General features: G+C 67.9%; 15 protein-coding genes. 11 read left to right on the top strand and 4 right to left on the bottom strand.

Features of this window, described 5'->3' with window-relative positions; all coding sequences use genetic code 11:
• Nucleotides 1–74: 74 nt before the first annotated feature.
• The 4 genes from DNK52_RS12240 (at nt 75) to DNK52_RS12225 (ending at nt 5,127) form a co-directional block, all read left to right on the top strand.
• Nucleotides 75–665: a PepSY domain-containing protein gene (locus tag DNK52_RS12240; protein WP_110241306.1), complete on the top strand. Its 591-nt coding sequence runs from the start codon at nt 75–77 to the stop codon at nt 663–665.
• A gap of 75 nt (nt 666–740) precedes the next feature.
• Nucleotides 741–2,300, top strand: coding sequence for an FMN-binding glutamate synthase family protein (locus tag DNK52_RS12235; protein ID WP_110241611.1), 1,560 nt, complete (start codon nt 741–743; stop codon nt 2,298–2,300).
• 57 nt (nt 2,301–2,357) lie between these two features.
• The gene (locus DNK52_RS12230) at nt 2,358–3,509 is read left to right on the top strand and encodes an LCP family protein (protein ID WP_110241305.1); all 1,152 of its coding nucleotides are present in this window, start codon (nt 2,358–2,360) and stop codon (nt 3,507–3,509) included.
• Nucleotides 3,510–3,561: 52 nt separating this feature from the next.
• Nucleotides 3,562–5,127, top strand: coding sequence for a peptide chain release factor 3 (locus DNK52_RS12225; protein WP_110241304.1), 1,566 nt, complete (start codon nt 3,562–3,564; stop codon nt 5,125–5,127).
• A 21-nt stretch (nt 5,128–5,148) separates the two neighbouring features.
• Here DNK52_RS12225 and DNK52_RS12220 read toward each other — a convergent pair whose 3' ends face one another.
• A complete protein-coding gene (locus tag DNK52_RS12220; protein ID WP_110241303.1) occupies nt 5,149–5,817 on the bottom strand; it encodes a hypothetical protein in 669 nt (222 codons plus the stop codon).
• 58 nt (nt 5,818–5,875) lie between these two features.
• Nucleotides 5,876–6,925 (bottom strand): NAD(P)-dependent alcohol dehydrogenase, encoded by a 1,050-nt coding sequence (locus DNK52_RS12215; protein ID WP_110241302.1) that lies wholly within the window; start codon nt 6,923–6,925, stop codon nt 5,876–5,878.
• A 136-nt stretch (nt 6,926–7,061) separates the two neighbouring features.
• Here DNK52_RS12215 and DNK52_RS12210 point away from each other — a divergent pair, with 136 nt between their 5' ends.
• Both DNK52_RS12210 and DNK52_RS12205 read left to right on the top strand, forming a co-directional pair.
• Nucleotides 7,062–7,250 carry a CsbD family protein gene (locus DNK52_RS12210; protein ID WP_110241301.1) on the top strand — a complete coding sequence of 63 codons (189 nt, stop codon included), beginning with the start codon at nt 7,062–7,064 and terminating at the stop codon, nt 7,248–7,250.
• Nucleotides 7,251–7,432: 182 nt separating this feature from the next.
• Nucleotides 7,433–9,256 (top strand): histidine kinase N-terminal 7TM domain-containing protein, encoded by a 1,824-nt coding sequence (locus tag DNK52_RS12205; RefSeq protein ID WP_162598759.1) that lies wholly within the window; start codon nt 7,433–7,435, stop codon nt 9,254–9,256.
• Here DNK52_RS12205 and DNK52_RS12200 read toward each other — a convergent pair.
• Nucleotides 9,225–10,589: an acyltransferase family protein gene (locus DNK52_RS12200; RefSeq protein WP_162598758.1), complete on the bottom strand. Its 1,365-nt coding sequence runs from the start codon at nt 10,587–10,589 to the stop codon at nt 9,225–9,227. The two genes, DNK52_RS12205 and DNK52_RS12200, sit on opposite strands and share 32 nt — an antisense overlap.
• Before the next feature lie 134 nt (nt 10,590–10,723).
• Here DNK52_RS12200 and DNK52_RS12195 point away from each other — a divergent pair, with 134 nt between their 5' ends.
• The gene (locus tag DNK52_RS12195; RefSeq protein ID WP_110241298.1) at nt 10,724–12,163 is read left to right on the top strand and encodes an MDR family MFS transporter; all 1,440 of its coding nucleotides are present in this window, start codon (nt 10,724–10,726) and stop codon (nt 12,161–12,163) included.
• 7 nt (nt 12,164–12,170) lie between these two features.
• On the opposite strand, the gene DNK52_RS12190 is transcribed toward DNK52_RS12195, so the two are convergent.
• Nucleotides 12,171–12,356 (bottom strand): hypothetical protein, encoded by a 186-nt coding sequence (locus tag DNK52_RS12190; protein WP_110241297.1) that lies wholly within the window; start codon nt 12,354–12,356, stop codon nt 12,171–12,173.
• Nucleotides 12,357–12,460: 104 nt separating this feature from the next.
• On the opposite strand from DNK52_RS12190, the gene DNK52_RS12185 reads away from it, so the two are divergent.
• The 4 genes from DNK52_RS12185 (at nt 12,461) to DNK52_RS12170 (ending at nt 17,824) form a co-directional block, all read left to right on the top strand.
• Nucleotides 12,461–14,974: an ATP-binding protein gene (locus tag DNK52_RS12185; RefSeq protein ID WP_110241296.1), complete on the top strand. Its 2,514-nt coding sequence runs from the start codon at nt 12,461–12,463 to the stop codon at nt 14,972–14,974.
• Nucleotides 14,971–15,633 carry a response regulator gene (locus DNK52_RS12180; protein WP_110241295.1) on the top strand — a complete coding sequence of 221 codons (663 nt, stop codon included), beginning with the start codon at nt 14,971–14,973 and terminating at the stop codon, nt 15,631–15,633. Before DNK52_RS12185 ends, DNK52_RS12180 begins: the two co-directional genes overlap by 4 nt.
• Nucleotides 15,634–15,804: 171 nt before the next feature.
• Nucleotides 15,805–17,166, top strand: coding sequence for a TrkH family potassium uptake protein (locus tag DNK52_RS12175; protein ID WP_110241294.1), 1,362 nt, complete (start codon nt 15,805–15,807; stop codon nt 17,164–17,166).
• A gap of 4 nt (nt 17,167–17,170) precedes the next feature.
• Nucleotides 17,171–17,824 (top strand): potassium channel family protein, encoded by a 654-nt coding sequence (locus DNK52_RS12170; RefSeq protein WP_110241293.1) that lies wholly within the window; start codon nt 17,171–17,173, stop codon nt 17,822–17,824.
• Nucleotides 17,825–17,834: the final 10 nt, after the last annotated feature.

Here is a 17,834-nt window from a genome sequence, read left to right as displayed (position 1 = left end):
CCTCCCGGCACGGTCGGTGACCGGGTCCTCGATGAGCAGGGTCAGAACTGATCACCCACACGAACGGAGCTCTCATGAAACTCACGTCCCGCACTGCCCGGTCCTTGGCGTCGGTGGCTGCTGTGGCTCTACTCGTCAGCGGCTGCAGCGATGACGCCGGCGATCAGACCAACACGACCAACGGGACCCCGTCCCCCACCGGGACGCCGCCCACCGAGACCCCGCAGGGGGCCTCTCCGAGCGGTGACCCATCGGCAGCGCCGGGTGTGAGCGCCGTCGACGCCCACGACGCCGCGCTCGAGGAGGTGCCGGGCGACGTGCTCTCCATCGACCGCGAGGATTCCCTCCGCTGGGAGGTCCTCGTCCGTGGCACCGACGGCAGCGGCACTGAGGTCTGGGTGGATGCCACCTCCGGCGACGTCATCGAGCAGCGCACGGAGAACGTGCCCGCCGAGGCCCGCGACGGGGCTCCCGCATTCACAGCCCAAGAGGCGATGGAAGCCGCGCAGGCGGCAGTGACCGACAGCACCGTGACCGACCTGGACATCGATCGCGAGGGCGGCAAGGTCGTCTGGGACGTCGTGGTCGAGGCGGGCGGCGTGGAGACCGACGTGCAGATCGACGCCGCCAATGGCGAGCTCCTGAAGCAGGAGCAGGACGACTGACGCCACCGGGGTGCCGCTCGTCGTCGAGCGGCTCCCGGGTGTCACCCGTCTGACCCAGTGAAGGAGACCAGCACCATGAAACCGTGGGCACGAATTGCCGCTGCAGGGGGTGCCGCACTCGGTGTCGTGACCGTCCACGACCTGGTCCAGCGCCAGCACGCGATCGTCCGCAACTTCCCGATCGTGGGCCACCTGAGGTTCGTGGTGGAACGCTTCGGTCCCGAGTTGCGGCAGTACATCGTGACCTCCAACGACGAGGAGAGACCCTTCAGTCGTGACCAGCGAAGTTGGGTGTACGCCTCCTCGAAGGGCGAGAACTCCTACTTCGGTTTCGGCACCGACAACGACGTCGAGAACGTCACGGGACAGCCCGTGATCAAGCACCGCACCTTCGCCGGATCCGGTGCCGCGACCGGTCGTCACTCCCAGGAGGGTGTGCCCCTGCCCTCTGCGAAGGTCCTCGGGGCCGCCCGGGGGCGTCGGCACGCCTTCCGTCCCGGGTCGGTCGTCAACATCTCGGCCATGAGCTTCGGCTCCCTCTCCAGCGCAGCCGTCGAGGCGCTCAACCGTGGCGCCGCCGCGACCGGTGTCCTGCAGAACACCGGCGAAGGCGCGCTCTCCCCCTACCACCGCAACGGAGGTGACCTGATCTTCCAGATCGGCACCTCCTACTTCGGGTGCCGGGACGAGGAGGGCCACTTCGACCTCGAGCGCCTCAAGACACTGGTCAGTTCCGCCCCGGTGCGCGCCCTGGAGATCAAACTGTCGCAAGGAGCCAAACCCGGACTCGGCGGGATGCTGCCTGCAGCAAAGGTGACTCACGAGATCGCTGAGATCCGTGGCATCCCCGTCGGACAGGACTGCGCCTCGCCCAGCCGGCACGAGGTCTTCGGTGACGTCGACTCCATGCTCGACTTCGTGGAGCTGCTGGCGGCCGAGACCGGTCTGCCCGTCGGCATCAAGTCGGCGGTCGGCGACCTGGGCTTCTGGGACGAGCTGGTCGAGCAGATGGCTTCGGGTGATCGCGGGGTCGACTTCGTCACGATCGATGGTGGTGAAGGCGGCACGGGCGCCGCTCCCCTGGTCTTCGCCGATTCCGTGGCCTACCCGTTCCGGATCGGCTTCACCGAGGTCTACAAGAGATTCGCAGCGGCGGGACTCGCCGACGACGTGACCTTCATCGGGGCCGGCAAGCTGGGTCTCCCGGAGAACGCCGTGATCGCCTTCGCACTGGGGGTGGACATGGTCAACGTCGGTCGCGAGGCGATGCTCGCCATCGGGTGCATCCAGGCCCAGAAGTGTCACACCGACCGTTGTCCCACGGGGGTCGCCACCCAGAACGCCCGGTTGGCCCGCGGACTCGACCCCACGCTCAAGTCCGAGCGCGCGGCCAACTACATCCTCGCCCTGCGCCGTGACCTGTTGAAGGTCTCCGAAGCCGTAGGTGTGGTGCACCCCAGCCTGATCTCGCCCGACGACATCGACCTGGCCGACGGCACCCGCTCGACCGCCTCGTTGCGGGACGTCTACGGCTACCACCGCGGATGGGGCGAGTTGGGGACGACGTTGCAGAACGAGCTCGAGCACCTGATGGCGCCGGTCACCGGCGACGAGGAGCAACCACCCACCGACTGAGGCCCGGCCTGGGCAGTCGGGACGTCTCGTGCGCCACGGCGTGCGAGGATCTCCGCCGTGCCCCAGATCCCAGGTCCGGCGTCCTCCGAGTCTCGCCGAACGGTCCTGCGCGTCATCGTCATCTCGCAACTGGTGCTCGCCCTCGTCACCGGCGTGTCGGTGGCAGTTCTCTACAACCGCCTCGATCGCAACCTCTCCACCCTCCCGTCGGTCCCGGAAGGAGTGGAGCGTCCCGACGAGCCCAGCGCCTCCGGCGCGTCCGGTCCGCTCAACATCCTCGTGATCGGCTCGGACGACCGCAGCGGCGCGAACGCGATCGACGAAGAGGCCGGCAGCCTCGGGGCGGACATGACGATGCTGTTGCACGTGTCCGGTGATCGCAAGGACGCCTACGGCATCAGCCTTCCGCGCGATGCGATGGTGGCCCGACCTGAGTGTGTGCGCGATGACGGGCCCGCTCAGCCGGCCCGGTCTCCCGCCATGTTCAACGAGGCGCTGACTGTCGGTGGCGCCAGTTGCATGGTCCAGATGGTCGAGTCCCTCACCGACGTACGGATCCACCACACCGTGCTCGTCGACTTCAACGGCTTCGTGGACATGGTGGATGCGGTCGGTGGCGTCGAGGTGTGCATCCCCACCGAGGTCAATGACCCGGAGCACGACATCTTCCTGAGTGCCGGCACCCAGGTCCTGAAGGGCGATCTGGCCCTGGACTACGTGCGGGAGCGTTACCAACTCTCGGTCACCGGTGACCTCGGGAGGATGAAACGCAACCAGGCCTTCATCGCTTCGCTGATCAACAAGGTCTTCTCGTCCGGCACACTCACGAGGCCGGACCAGCTCTACGGCTTCCTCTCCGCGGCCACTGCTTCACTCCACCTCGACGAAGGGCTGGCCAGTCTGTCCTCCCTGGTCAGCCTGGCGCTTGAATTCCGGGAGACCGGGCTCGATGACATCCGCTTCATCACGGTGCCGATCGAGGACTACCCACCGAACCCGAACCGACTGCAGTGGGCCCCCGACGCCGCCGACCTGTGGGACCGGATTCGTCACGACCGCCCCCTCGGTGCGCGGTTCGAGAGCGACAGCATCAGCGCACAGCGCCCACCCGGACGGCGCGAACCCACGCCGGGCGACACCGCGCATCCCTCCCGCGAAAGCAACCCTGCACAGGGCTCGAGCCGGGCCACCGGCCTGTGCGACGGCTGAAGCGACTCGTCGGAATCGTGGGGAGGGAGCCTCTCCACGTAAAGTCGCGGGCGTGTCCGACACTCGTCCCCGCCGTACGTTCGCCGTCATCAGTCACCCGGATGCCGGTAAGTCCACCACCACCGAGGCCCTCGCGCTCCACGCGCGAGTGATCACCGAGGCTGGCGCGGTGCACGGCAAGGGTGACCGTCGGGCCACCGTCTCCGACTGGATGGCGATGGAGAAGGCCCGAGGGATCTCAATCACCTCTGCCGCCCTCCAGTTCGTCTACCACGACCACGTGATCAACCTGGTTGACACTCCCGGCCACAGTGACTTCTCCGAGGACACCTACCGGGTCCTCTCCGCCGTCGACTCCGCCGTCATGCTCGTCGATGCCGGTAAAGGCCTGGAGCCGCAGACGCTCAAACTCTTCAAGGTCTGCGCTCTGCGCGGGATCCCGGTCATCACGGTGATCAACAAGTGGGACCGCCCGGGCCTCTCTGCTCTCGAACTGATGGATCTCATCGAGAAGGAGATCAAGCTCCGCCCGACGCCGTTGACCTGGCCCGTGGGCGAGGCCGGCGACTTCCGGGGCGTCCTGGACCGGCGCAGCGGGGACTTCATCAAGTACACCCGTACCGCCGGTGGCGCAACTCGGGCGCCGGAGCAGCGTCTCGCGCCCGACGAGGTCGACGAGAACGACGCCCAGGTGTGGGCAGACGCGGTCGAGGAGCACGAGTTGCTCTCCCTCGACGGCGCAGACCACGACCAGGACCGCTTCCTCGCTGGAGAGACCACTCCGGTGATGTTCGCCTCGGCTCTGCAGAACTTCGGCGTCGCACAGCTGCTGGACCTGCTGCTCGAGCTGGCCCCGGGTCCCAGCCCGACGCTGGGGGTCGACGGCTCTGTGCGCGAACCCCAGGACGACTTCAGCGCCTTCGTGTTCAAGGTGCAGTCGGGCATGAACAACGCCCACCGTGACCGTCTCGCCTACGCCCGAGTCGTCTCGGGCACCTTCGAGCGCGGCATGGTGGTCACCCACGCCGGATCGGGACGACCCTTCGCCACGAAGTTCGCCCAGGCGGTCTTCGGCCGGGAGACGACTTCGGTGGAGTACGCCGAGCCGGGCGACATCATCGGCTTCGTCAACGCCCAGGCGCTGCGGGTGGGCGACACCGTCTACGTCGGTGATCCGATCGAGTTCCCCCCGGTCCCGTCTTTCGCTCCCGAGCACTTCATGGCCGCCTCCGCGCGCGACATCGGTCGTTACAAGCAGTTCCGCCGCGGCATCGAGCAACTTGACCAGGAAGGTGTGGTCCAGGTCCTGCGCTCCGACCTGCGCGGCGACCAGAGCCCGGTGCTGGCAGCAGTGGGGCCGATGCAGTTCGAGGTGGTCGAGGACCGGATGGCCAACGAGTTCAACTCCCCCATCCGGCTGAGTCGTCTCGACTACAAGGTCGCCCGCCGTACGGACGCGACCGGCGCCACCGCCCTGGCCGGCGTACGAGGGGTCGAGGTGTTGCAGCGCAGCGACGGATCCCACCTCGCGCTCTTCGTCGACCAGTGGCGAGCGAACGTCACGGCGCGCGACAACCCGGAGATCATGCTCGAGGCGCTGCCCGCCGGCGGCGTCTGATCGCTCAGACGGCTCCCGGCCTCATCCTCGGCTCCGACGAGCCGTCCTGTAGGCCGGCGCCCGCAGTCGGCTCACCCACGGGTAGTTCTCGAGTCCTTCGGGAGGGTTGAGCAGCGGGTCGTAGGAGATCTCGGCCTCGACACGCCGGACCAGGTCCAGGTGGGCGAACACCTGCCACGGTCCCGAGCCGATCGCGTGGGCGAGGTCGAACCGGCGCTCGCCCCTCGGAGTCGCCGCGAAGAGCAGGGGCCCCACCGGACTGCGGTAGGGCAGCAGCGTCGTGTGGGCGTTGGTGGTGGGTGATCGGGTGAATCGCAGTACGTGACGCAGCCCTGGCGCAGTGCCCGTCGTGGCCAGGAGGATGTCGGCTTCGCCCTCCGGTTGCTGCAGCCTGATCGCCAACCCGTGGATGTCAGGAAGTGCCGTGGGGAGTCCGATCGCGGCCGAGATCCGGACGGTGGCGTCGTCCCTGCCCGGCTCGTCCAACCAGCCGACTCCGGTGGGCTGGTCACCCGAGCCGTGGCGGGTGAGAACGCCTTCCCAGACCTGGCCGCGCGGATGCAGCGGCTTTCGTGCGGGACGCGCCGCTGCCACGCCGGCGGTCGCCAGCGCCAGCGCCCACCCCCCGGCGCGGGTGACCCCGGCGACGAGCGGGTGGGCGGCCTGGGTCAACTGGCGAGAGACATCCATGGAGGCGACGTACCCCGAACGAGGGCGACTCACTCCTCGTGAGTCGGCCGGGCGTACGTCAGGCCGAGATGGTGGAGACGTCGATGACGTACCGGTAGCGAACCTCGCCGGCCACCACCTTCTCGTACGCCGCATCGACCTCGTCGGCGTTGATCGTCTCGACGGTCGCGCCGAAGCCGTGGTCGGCACAGAACTGGAGCATCTCGACGGTTTCGGGGATGCCACCGATGTTGGAGCCGGCCATGACCTTGCTGGTGCCGATCAAGGCACCCGGACGCACCGAGTAGGGCTCGGTAGGCAGACCCACACTGACGAAGACTCCCCGCGGCTTCACCAGGCGCAGGTACGTCCCCATGTCCAGGTCGGCGCTCACCGTGTTGAGGATGACGTCGAAGTAGCTGGACCTGGCCTTCAGGGCGTCCTTGTCAGAGGTCGCCAGGTGGTCGGTCGCGCCGAGCGCGCGGGAGTCGTCGGCCTTGGCGAGGCTGCGTGAGAGCACCGTGACCTCGGCACCCATGGCGTGGGCGATCTTCACACCCATGTGGCCCAGACCGCCCATCCCGATCACGGCAACCTTCGATCCCGGACCCACGCCCCAGCGACGCAGCGGCGAGTAGGTCGTGATGCCGGCGCAGAGCAACGGGGCAGCCTCCGCCAAGGAGATGCCTTCGGGGATCGGGCAGGCGAAGCGCTCGGAGACGACCAATGACTGTGAGTACCCGCCCAGCGTCGGCTCTCCGTCGTACCCGAGACCGTTGTACGTCATCACGGCGCCGCGGGTGCAGTGCTGCTCGAAGCCGTCGAGGCAGAACTCGCACTCACCACAACTGTCGACCATGCAACCCACACCGACCCGGTCGCCCACCTTGAACGCGGTCACGTCAGCGCCCACCGCCGAGACGATCCCAGCCACTTCGTGGCCGGGCACCATCGGGAAGATCGCCGAGCCCCACTCCTCCCGCACCTGGTGAATGTCGCTGTGGCAGATGCCGGCGAACTTCACGTCGATCGCCACGTCGTTCGCCCCCACCTCCCGACGCTCCACGAGACGCTGGACGAAGGGGGCACCTGCAGTGTCCGCCACCAGGGCGGGCGTTGTCGTCGTCATGGGCTCACGCTAACGCGCGACCCCTGAGGCGGTCACGGCCACGACCTTGCACCGGAAAGACCGGGAGGGAATGTGTAGGCCGTCCCACCAGTGGGTAGGTGGGTCTCGTCCGCAACGCACACTCCTAGGAGGAAACATGGGACTGAACGACCGGATCGAGAACAAGACGGAAGATCTGACCGGACGCGGCAAGGAAGCCGTCGGCGCTGCGACTGATGACGACTCCTTGAAGAACGAGGGGAAGGCCGACCAGACCAAGGCCGGTGTCAAGGACAAGGTCCAGGACGCCAAGGACAAGGTTTCGCAGAAGCTCGGCGACCTCTGATCGTCTGACTGACAGGCCGCGAGGAGCAGCGCTCCTCGCGGCTTCGTCATGTCCGGAGCACTGCTCAGCACCGCACTCGTCAATTGTTCGAACTCAGGCCACCGACGCTCTGCGTTGGATAGTGTGGTGATCACCACGCCGTGTGGATCACGCTGGGGATCTGACTCGGGAGGACGGCCGCCTTGCTGACAACGTTCGCCGCTCTCATGGCCGCCGCCGGGTTGGCCCTGGCCGGGTTGGCCAGCTACGTCGCCTGGCGTCGCGAGTCGCGCATGGGTTGGAGTCTCGCCCTCTTGCTGGTCTCGGTCGCGTGGTGGGGTCTGACCTACGCGGTGGAGCTGACGGTCGACGACGTCACGGACAAAGCCCGCTGGGGAGCGCTGAAGTACGTGGGCATCACCACCCTCGTGCCGACGTGGCTGGTCTTTGCGCTCCAGTACACAGGACATGGCAACCGTGTCACCCGGCGACTTCTCCTGCTCCTGAGCGTGGCACCGATCATCACCCTGTCCCTCCTGGCACACCCCGCCACGCGCGAGTGGGTGCGTTCGTACCCGGCCTCCAACGAGGCTCTGCCCATCGTCGAGTCCGGACCTGCCTTCTGGGTTGTCATGGTGTACAACAACCTGCTGCTCGTGATCGCCACCACGATGTTCGTGATCAGTATGGTCCGTCTCGCCCGGACCTACCGCCGTCTGGCTTTCGTCCTGCTCGCATCCGCACTGCTCCCCTGGGCCGCCAACATCCTGCACAACCTCCAAGTGGGCGTGTTCACCCGCCTTGACCTCACCCCCTTCGCCTTCACCGTGACGGGAGGACTGCTGGTGTGGGGACTTTTCCACGAGCGTCTGGTCGACCTCACTCCCCTGGCCCGCGGTGCCGTGCTCGACAGCATGTTGGACGCGGTCTTCGTCCTGGCCCCCTTCGGCCGAATCGTCGACGTCAATCCTGCTGCCGTCGCGTTGTTCAGCGTGGGTCGCGTGGGTCTGCTCGGCCGAAGGCTGGAAGACGTACTGCCCGAGGCTGCGCAGGTCGACGACGGCCCCGCGGAGCTCACCCTCGACGGTCCCGGATCCAAGGACCGCCGGATCTTCGACGTGTCCCGGCAGGTGCTCGCGGACCGCACCGGCCGCACTGCTGGCGAGTTGGTGGTGCTGCGTGAAGTCACCCAGCGTGTCCGCGACCAGGAGCGACTGCGTCAGGTGCTCGCCGAGAAGTCTCGGATCGCTGCCTCCCTCCAGGCCAGCCTGGCTCCGAGCACCCTCCCCTCGATCGAGGGCAACGAACTGGCGAGTCAGTACGAACCCGCCGGTGACGGGAGCGAGATCGGGGGCGACTTCCTCGACGTCTTCGGCCTGGACGCCGAGACGTGGGCGTGGGTCATCGGCGACGTGAGCGGCAAGGGGGCAGAGGCCGCGGCGGTGAGCGCCGCCACCCGGTACGCCCTGCGCGCCCTCGGCTCCGCGCGACGCAGCCCCGCAGAGACCCTGCGCGAGGTCAACGACAAACTACTGCCGCAGACCGACCCCGAACGGCACTGCACCCTGGTCTACGGACACCTGCGCCCCTCGGAGAACGGGACCACGGTGACCCTCGCCCTCGCCGGACACCACCCGCCTCTGGTCCTGCGTCACACCGGCGTGGTCGAGGAGGTCGGCAGCATCGGCACCGCGCTCGCGCTCTTCGACGACCCGCTCCTGAGCGACACCACCACGGAGCTGGCTGCCGGTGAGCTCCTGTGCGCGTTCACCGACGGTCTGGTCGAGGCCCGTAGGGGCAACGAGATGTTCGGCACCGAGAGAGTGGCCCAACTCCTGCAGCAGCACGGCCACCTGCCGATCGAGCAGTTGGCTGGCATGCTGACCGAGGCGGTGAGAGAGTTCCACGGCCAGCAGCTCCCCGACGACCTGGCTGTGCTGATGCTCCGCCACACAGGGGCGACGACCAGTTTGGTCTCCACGGGGGCCGACGACCTCAGCGCTCCGCGCGCCGTCGTCCTGCCGTAGCAGCGGTCCACGACCCGGGGCTCCGCTCCCACCATCGCAGGCCCAGCAGGCACACGAAGCAGAGTGCCGCCACAGCACCTCCGTTCCCGCCGCTCTGCCATCCGACGCCGTACAACCCGAGCTGCGCCAGACAGATCACCACCACGGCAATCTCCAGGGTGGGGCTCCAGGAACGCACGGTGATCTTCTCCAGCCGTGGGTTCTCGAAACGGCCGAAGAGCCACACCAGCAACGCGGTCGTCACCATCAGGGCGAGCAACCATCCGGGCCTCAACAGCCACCACTCGTGCGAGGACGGTTGGGCGCGCAGACCCCACCCGCCCAGCCAGATGGACACGGCGGACAGGAGCGATAGAGCCGTCAGGTGCCAGAGATAGAGGGTCATGGCTCGCAACTCGACCAGCACGATGAGCGCCCAGACCACGGGCGACCGGGCCAGACGACGCAGCCAGGGCTCGAGGGCCATCACCCCCGCCAGTTGGGCGCACCCCAGGAGCAGGATCGTGACCCGCGGGGGGACGGTGTTGTTCACGCCGTGACCGTCGACCCCGACCATCGAGACGCCGTACGGGCCCTGCCACACGAGCAGGACGAGAGCCATCAGGAACAGACCACAGAAGAGGAGCCCCCAGCCGCCGTGCGAGGGGCCTCTCCGATCCAGCCAGGCGTAGCCACACTGGTGCAGTGTCACCCACACGACGAGGACGTTCAGGTACCCGACGAAGCCCAGATCAGTGGTCAGCGACACGAGATCGAAGACCGCCGCGAGGACGCCACCGCCCACGATGGACATCCATCCCCACCTGCGCCACGCAGCGTGGGTCAAGGGCACCAGTGCCACGACCACGAGATAGGTGGCCAGGAACCAGGTCGCGACGAGCGAGGTCTTGGACGCGGCGTGCAGCCAGTCGTCGCCCAGCCCCACAGCGGGAGCCACCACCGGAGCCAGGGCCCACAGGGCCAGAAGCGGAAGCAGGGGGGTGGTGAGGCGACGAGTGCGGTGGCGCAGCCAGGTTCCGTACGTTTCCTGGCCCGCCGAGGCGCGGCGCCACGACATGGCGTTGGCGAAGCCCCCGACCGCGAAGATCAGCGGCATGACCTGGAAGACCCAGGTGAGCGGATGGGTCCACTCGGACTGCCCGAGCAGGCCGGACCGGTGCAGCTCTCCCGCCTCGTCCAGGTACAGGCCCTGCTTGAGCCAGTGGCCCACCACGATGAACGACAGGGCGGCGACGCGTACGAGGTCAACCACCCGGTTGCGATCTGACGGTGTGCGGTCGGCAACTTCTCGCAGCGCGGAGGTGAACCGACGTTCATCAACACGTCGCGACATGACCCTCCTCGACTCGACACCTGGGACCACCCACCCAACCACACCAAGAGAGGGCCCGCCTGCCGGAACAAAGGCGCCCGCTGCCGCGTTGGCAGTCCTGCCACCCACCCGATCCATCCGCATGCAGGAGCAACGTGACCATCACCGCCCCACCGGCACCCACCACTGCGAGCACCGAGCGCACCGGGCGTCTGATCGCACTGCTCGTCGGCTCAGCGTTTGTGGTGATCCTCAACGAGACGATCATGAGCGTCGCCCTGCCCGAGCTCATGCGCGAGTTCAACGTGCTGGCGACCACCGCGCAGTGGCTCACGACCGCGTTCCTGCTCACGATGGCCGTGGTCATCCCGATCACTGGCTTCCTGCTCACCCGTTATCCGTTGCGCCGGGTCTTCATGGCGGCGATGATCTCCTTCACCGCCGGCACCCTGCTGGCTGCGCTCGCGCCGACGTTCGCCGTCCTGGTGGCTGCACGCGTCGTCCAAGCCGTCGGCACGGCACTGATGATGCCGCTGCTGATCACCACGATCCTCAACCTGGTGCCGGCCGAGCGCCGCGGCCGGATGATGGGCACGGTCTCGATCGTGATCTCGGTGGCCCCGGCCATCGGACCGACGATCTCCGGCATCGTGCTCGACCAGCTCCACTGGCGGTGGATGTTCTGGCTCGTGCTCCCGATCGCCGTGCTCTCGCTGGCGCTCGGCACGGCTTGGGTCCGCAACGTCACCGAGCCGGTCAACATCCCGATCGACATCGCGTCGGTGGTTCTGTCGGCTCTCGCCTTCGGCGGCCTGATCTACGGGCTCAGCAGCATCGGGGAGGCAGCCGCTGGCGAGACCCCCGTCTCCCCCTGGGTGCCGTTGGTGATCGGTGCCTTCGCACTGGTCGCGTTCGTGCTGCGTCAACTCGCCCTGCGCGAGCGCGCGCTGCTCGACCTGCGCACCTTCGCCCACCGCACCTTCACGATCGCGGTGATCCTGGTCGCGGTCAGCATGATGGCACTCTTCGGCACCCTGATCCTGCTGCCGATCTACCTCCAGACGGTGCTCGGACTGAGCACCCTGGAGACGGGGCTCGTCCTGCTCCCCGGCGGTCTGGCCATGGGGTTGCTCGCGCCCTTCGTCGGTCGTCTCTTCGACCAGTACGGTCCTCGGCCACTCGTTGCCCCCGGCGCGGCGATCACCTCGGTCGCCCTGTGGTCCATGTCGATGTTCGACACGAGCACGGGCCAAGGGACAGTCATTGCGATCTACGTGGGCATGAGCGTGGGGCTGGCACTCATGTTCACCCCGCTCCTCACCTCGGCGCTGGGCTCCCTGCCGCATCACCTCTACTCCCATGGCAGCGCCACCGTGTCCACACTGCAGCAGGTTGCCGGGGCTGCGGGGACCGCCCTCTTCGTCACGGTGATGACCCGACGGTCCGTGGCCGACATCGCGACTGGCTCGTCGGCGCTCGACGCCACCGCTGCGGGCGTCCATGCGGCGCTGCTCTACGGCGGAGTCATCTCGGCTGTCGCCGTCGTGGTGGCGCTCTTCGTCCGGGGCTCGACCCCTGCGCACTCTGAGCACTGATCGGGCTCTACGGCTGGGACCACGACAGCAGCAGTCCTCCCAGCAGAAGTAGTGCCAGACCCGTGAGCGGCAACACCCACACCTCGTACACCCCGAAGGTCCACCGATGGGTCATGTCGCGGAAGACTGCGGTGAGGAGGCTGAAGCAGCCCAAACCCACGAGCAGTGATCCGGCGACGAGGAGGATGTTCATGACGTCCCCATCGTCAACCCGCGGACCCGAGCGGGGAATGGGTTCTGCCGTCAAGGAAGCATCAAGAACCGCTTCCGACGCCCCGCAGGCCTGACAATGGTTGGGTGAACCATGACCCGGGCCGTCTCCGCGTCTACCTGGGCGTCGCCCCAGGAGTCGGCAAGACCCACGCGATGCTCAGCGAAGGGCTGCGCCGTCGCGGTCGGGGCACCGACGTCGTGATCGGCCTCGCGGAACCGAGGGGTCGTTCCACCGTCCTGGAGCTCGCGGCCAGGCTGGAGACCCTCCCGGCCCTGGTGGACCCGACCACCGGGCGACGTGAACTCGATGTCGCCGGGCTCCTCGCACGTGCGCCGCAGGTGGCACTGGTCGACGACCTGTCCCACCTCGACCCGACCGGCACCCACCCTCTCCGTTGGCGAGCTGTGCAACAGGTTCTCGAGGCCGGTATCGATGTCGTGACCTGCGTCGACATCCACCATCTCGAGTCCCTGTCCGGTCTCGTCGAATCCCTCACCGGCCACCTGAGCGGCCCGTCGGTTCCCGATGCAGTGGTGCGCGGGGCGGAACAGGTCGAGCTGGTGGACATGACCCCGGAGGCGCTGCTGCGCCGACTGGCCCACGGTTCCCTGGACCCGCCCGAGCAGATCGATGCGTCCCTGCATCCGCTCCACCGGACCGGCAACCTGGTTGCGCTCCGTGAACTCGCCCTGCTCTGGCTCGCCGATCGGGTGGAGGAAGATCTCGAGGCCTACCGCCATCAGCACGGCGTCTCGCCCGACCGGGAGTCCCGGCCACGTGTGCTCGTCGCGGTCAGCGGTGAGGTCGGTGGCGAGACGCTGATCCGCCGTGGTGCTCGGATCTCGTCCCGGGGGTCCGGGGAGCTCCACGTCGTGCACGTCGCCGAGCGCCGGCCCAAAGCGCCCTCCGCACACCTGGGTCGCCTCCGAGCCATGACCGACGACCTGGGAGGACGCTGGCACGAGTCCGTGGGCGATGACGCCGTGGAGACCATCCTGACGGTGGCGCGCGGTACCGACGCCACTGACCTGGTCGTCGGGGCCACCCACCACGGCAGGTGGCGCACGCTGCTCCACCCGGGGACGGATGTCCAACTGGTCGCCGGCGCCAAGGACATCAACGTGGTGGTCGTCGGTCAGCCGAGCGAGCGGACGGTGCCGACCAGCCGACGCACCGGGAGCCTGGGGGCGCGGCGCGTGTGGTGGGGTGCCCTCCTCGCATCCACCGTCCCGCCGTCGGTCGCGGCCGCGCTCAGCGGGTCCCCCGGCTCGGCAGAGCTGGCGGTGGGCTCCATGCTCCTGCTGACCAACGTGGTGGGCTGCGCACTGGTCGGAGGTCGCTGGCCGGCCGTCGCTGGGGCGGTCGCCGGCAGCCTCTCGCTCAACTGGTTCCTCACCACCCCCCAACACACTCTGGCGATCGATGATCCGGTGGGGGTCATCTCCCTGCTGCTCTTCCTGGTCGTCGCGGTCGCCGTCGCCTCCGTGGTCGACACCGCCGTACGTCGTCGGGCCAGGGCCGACCGTGCCCGGCAGGAAGCCGATGACCTCACCGCCCTCAACCGTGCGCTCATGCGTGGCAAGGACGACCCCAGCCACCTCCTGGAACTGCTCAGGGAGCGGTTCGACTTCGCCGCCGTGGCCCTGCTGCGCAGCGACGACGAGGGGTGGGGGGTGGTGAGCAGTGTGGGCGAGGATCCGCCGCACACACCCGATGAGGCGACCGATTCGGCGTCGGTCTCCCCCACGCTCATGGTGGCGGCCCGCGGTTCCGCTCCCCTTCCGGTGCATCACGCGAACGTGTTGATCGCCTTCGCCACCCACCTGGGCGCTGCTCTCGAGCGCCAGCAGTTGCGCGCCCAGTCCGCGGAGGTCGAGCGGCTCAGGGAGGGCAACCGGGTGCGCACTGCCCTGCTGGCTGCCCTGTCCCACGACCTGCGCACTCCCCTGTCCAGCATCAAGGTCGCGGTGTCGGGGCTGAGGGACGACGACGTGGAGTGGTCCGAGGACGACGTGAAGGAACTGTTGGCCACCATCGAGGACTCCACCGACCGGTTGCACGGCATCCTGGCCAACCTGCTCGACCTCAGCCGACTCCAGGCCGGAGTGGTCCTTCCCACCTCGCACGAGGTCGGACTCGACGACGTGGTCTCGAGCACGCTGTCGCGGCTGCCACTGGGCGAGACCGTCAACCTGGAGTTCGACGATGACCTACCGCCGGTGTGCGCGGACGCCGGATTGCTGGAGCGCGTGGTCGCCAATCTGGTCGACAACGCCCTGAGGTATTCACCCCCGATGAGCACCGTCACCGTGCTGACCAGCCATGTGTCGGGGCGCGCCCGACTCGCCGTCGCTGACCACGGACCCGGGGTCCCGGACGACCTCAAGGAGCAGATGTTCCTGCCCTTCCAGAGGGGGGACGACATCCCGGGTTCCCAGGGCGTCGGTCTGGGTCTGGCCGTCGCGCGGGGCCTGACGGAGGCCATGGGCGGTCGTCTCTCCGCCCAGGACACCCCCGGGGGCGGCCTCACCATGGTCCTCGACCTGCCGACGGGGCGCCCGTACGCCGCGTCGGCCAGTCAGGCGCTCCAGCCATGACGACCGTGCTCGTCGTCGACGACGATCCCGCGATGGTTCGCACGCTGTCGATGAATCTCACCGCCCGTGGCTACGATGTGGTGACCGCCGGCAGCGGTACGGAGGCGCTGGCCCGGGTCCACGGGGCCGATCTGATCCTGCTCGACCTGGGGCTTCCCGATCTCACCGGGGTCGAGGTGCTCACCCGACTTCGCCGCACCAGTGCACTCCCCGTCATCGTCGTCTCCGCACGCCATGACTCGCGGGACAAGATCGCCGCCCTGGACGCAGGGGCCGACGACTACGTCACCAAGCCCGTCGGCATCGACGAACTCCTGGCCCGGATCCGAGCGACCGTGCGGCGGGTGCCGGCTGTCCACCCGGTGTTCGAGAGCGACCTCCTGCGCATCGACGTCGCGGAGAAGCAGGTCTGGCGTGATGGGCACGAGGTCCGTCTCACCCCCACCGAGTGGCGTGTCCTCCACACCCTGCTCGCCCGGCCCGGCAGCCTCGTCGGGCAGCAGGAACTGCTCCAGGCAGTCTGGGGGCCAGCGTACGAGAAGGAGACCCACTACCTCCGCGTCTACATGGCCACCCTGCGCAAGAAGCTCGAGGTCGACCCTTCCCGCCCCCGGCACCTGGTCACCGAACCTGGAATGGGCTACCGCTTCGTCCCCTGAAGCGCACACCAGGACACGTCACGACCAATCTTGACGCCGTCTTGACGCCGGATCAGCCCCGAAGCGTTCCCTCGGTGGCGCACAGTGGAGTGGGGCGTCCCGCACGGCCCCGCAACGATGCCACGCGTGTCGCCGACTCCCACCGATCGAAAGTGTCCCTGCGTGCCCAGCATGGTCAGCCCGTCCCGACTCAGGCCCTCAACCTGGCGGGTGATCCGGCATCCGGCCCAGGCAGTGGTCCTCGGCTTCGCTGCGACCACGGGCCTGGGCACCCTGCTGCTGATGTTGCCGGTCTCGCGCTCCGGCGAGGGGGGTGCGCCCTTCGTCACTGCCCTCTTCACGTCCACGAGCGCGGTGTGCGTCACCGGTCTCGTGATCGTTGACACCCCGTCGTACTGGTCCGGCTTCGGCGAGGCGGTGATCATGGCCCTGATCCAGGTCGGGGGCTTCGGAATCATGACGTTCGCCTCCCTCCTGGGGTTGTTGGTGTGGCGCCGGATGGGGCTGCGCACCCGACTCACGGCTGCGGCCGAGACCAAGGCTGTCGGCCTGGGAGACGTACGGTCGGTGGTCAAGGGCGTCGTGAAGGTCAGCCTGGTCATCGAGGCGGCAACCGCGCTCTGCCTGACACTGCGCTTCTGGCTCGCCTATGACGAGCCCTTCCGGACCGCGCTCTACCACGGGGTGTTCCATGCGGTGTCGGCCTTCAACAACGCTGGCTTCGCGCTCTACTCCGACAGTTTGATGGGTTTTGTCTCCGACCCCTGGATCTGCTTGCCGATCTCTCTGGCCGTGATCATCGGAGGAGTGGGATTTCCGGTCCTCTTCGAGCTGCGCAAAGAGTTCAGGCGGCCCCGCACGTGGAGTCTGCACACCAAGATGACCTTGTCCATGACCGCCTTCCTGCTCAGCACCGGCACCCTCTTCGTCATCGCCAATGAGTGGAGCAACCCAGCCACGCTCGGGTCGCTCGACACACCCGGACGTCTCCTCGCCGGGTTCTTCCAGGCGGTGATGCCACGGACAGCCGGTTTCAACTCGCTTGACTACGCACAGATGAACGAGAGCACGCTCCTGGGCACCAGTGTGCTGATGTTCATCGGCGGCGGCTCCGCGGGCACAGCCGGAGGCATCAAGGTCACGACCTTTCTCCTGCTCTTCTTCGTCATCTACGCCGAGGTCCGCGGCGAACGCAACGTCGTCGCCTTCGACAGGCGTATCGACGATCGAGCCATGCGCCAAGCCCTCACCATCGTCCTGTTGTCCATCGGCGCAGTGACGACCTCGACGATCGCTCTGATGGAGATGACCGCGCTTTCCACCCATGACGTCCTCTTCGAGGTCGTCTCCGCCTTCGCCACCGTGGGGCTCTCCACCGGGATCACCGCCGATCTTCCCGCCGGCGGTCACCTCGTCCTCACCGCACTGATGTTCCTGGGCCGCCTCGGCCCGATCACCCTGGTCTCCGCTCTCGCGATGCGTGAGCGCCAGCGTCTGTACGAACTACCGGAAGGAAGGCCGATCATTGGCTAGGCACATGCACACCAACGGAGTCGTCGTCATCGGACTGGGCCGCTTCGGCCGGTCGCTGGCGCTGGAGCTGGTCAACGAGGGCACCGAGGTGCTCGGCGTCGACAGTGATCGCAAGATCGTCCAGGCCCTCGCCGGACGTCTCACCCATGTCGTCGAAGCCGACTCCACCAACGAGGAGGCCATGCGCCAACTCTCCGTCAACGAGTTCGACCGCGCCGTCATCGGTGTCGGCAACGATCTCGAGGCCAGTCTGCTGTCGGCATCGGTCGTGCTCAACCTCGGTGTCCCGAACGTGTGGGCCAAGGCGATCAGTCACTCCCACGCCCGCATTCTCAGTCAGATCGGGGTCCACCACGTGGTGCGCCCCGAGCACGACATGGGCAAGCGGGTCGCCCATCTCGTGCGCGGACGGATGCTCGACTACATCGAGTTCGACGACGGGTACGCCATCGTCAAGACGACCCCACCGGCATGCATCCTCGGGGTCCCCCTGGCTTCCTCCGGGGTGCGCACCAAGTTCGGTGTCACCATCGTGGGCATCAAACGCACTGCCGAAGACTTCACCCACGCCACCGAGACCACCGTCGTTCAGAGCGGCGACATCGTGATCGTCTCCGGCCCCAAGGACAAGGTGGAACGGTTCAGCGAACTCACCTGATCGTGGGTGC

This window comes from Nocardioides gilvus, from assembly GCF_003194605.1.
GTDB classification, from domain to species: domain Bacteria; phylum Actinomycetota; class Actinomycetes; order Propionibacteriales; family Nocardioidaceae; genus Nocardioides; species Nocardioides gilvus.
This window is presented reverse-complemented; position numbering and strand designations above follow the sequence as displayed.

Excerpts from the sequence above, each read along its gene's own strand:
- DNK52_RS12210 (WP_110241301.1), top strand. The coding sequence starts at position 7,062 with ATGGGACTGAACGACCGGATCGAGAACAAGACGGAAGATCTGACCGGA.
- DNK52_RS12240 (WP_110241306.1), top strand. The coding sequence starts at position 75 with ATGAAACTCACGTCCCGCACTGCCCGGTCCTTGGCGTCGGTGGCTGCT.
- DNK52_RS12235 (WP_110241611.1), top strand. The coding sequence starts at position 741 with ATGAAACCGTGGGCACGAATTGCCGCTGCAGGGGGTGCCGCACTCGGT.
- DNK52_RS12180 (WP_110241295.1), top strand. The coding sequence starts at position 14,971 with ATGACGACCGTGCTCGTCGTCGACGACGATCCCGCGATGGTTCGCACG.
- DNK52_RS12175 (WP_110241294.1), top strand. The coding sequence starts at position 15,805 with ATGGTCAGCCCGTCCCGACTCAGGCCCTCAACCTGGCGGGTGATCCGG.
- DNK52_RS12220 (WP_110241303.1), bottom strand. The coding sequence starts at position 5,817 with ATGGATGTCTCTCGCCAGTTGACCCAGGCCGCCCACCCGCTCGTCGCC.
- DNK52_RS12190 (WP_110241297.1), bottom strand. The coding sequence starts at position 12,356 with ATGAACATCCTCCTCGTCGCCGGATCACTGCTCGTGGGTTTGGGCTGC.
- DNK52_RS12215 (WP_110241302.1), bottom strand. The coding sequence starts at position 6,925 with ATGACGACGACAACGCCCGCCCTGGTGGCGGACACTGCAGGTGCCCCC.
- DNK52_RS12170 (WP_110241293.1), top strand. The coding sequence starts at position 17,171 with ATGCACACCAACGGAGTCGTCGTCATCGGACTGGGCCGCTTCGGCCGG.
- DNK52_RS12200 (WP_162598758.1), bottom strand. The coding sequence starts at position 10,589 with ATGTCGCGACGTGTTGATGAACGTCGGTTCACCTCCGCGCTGCGAGAA.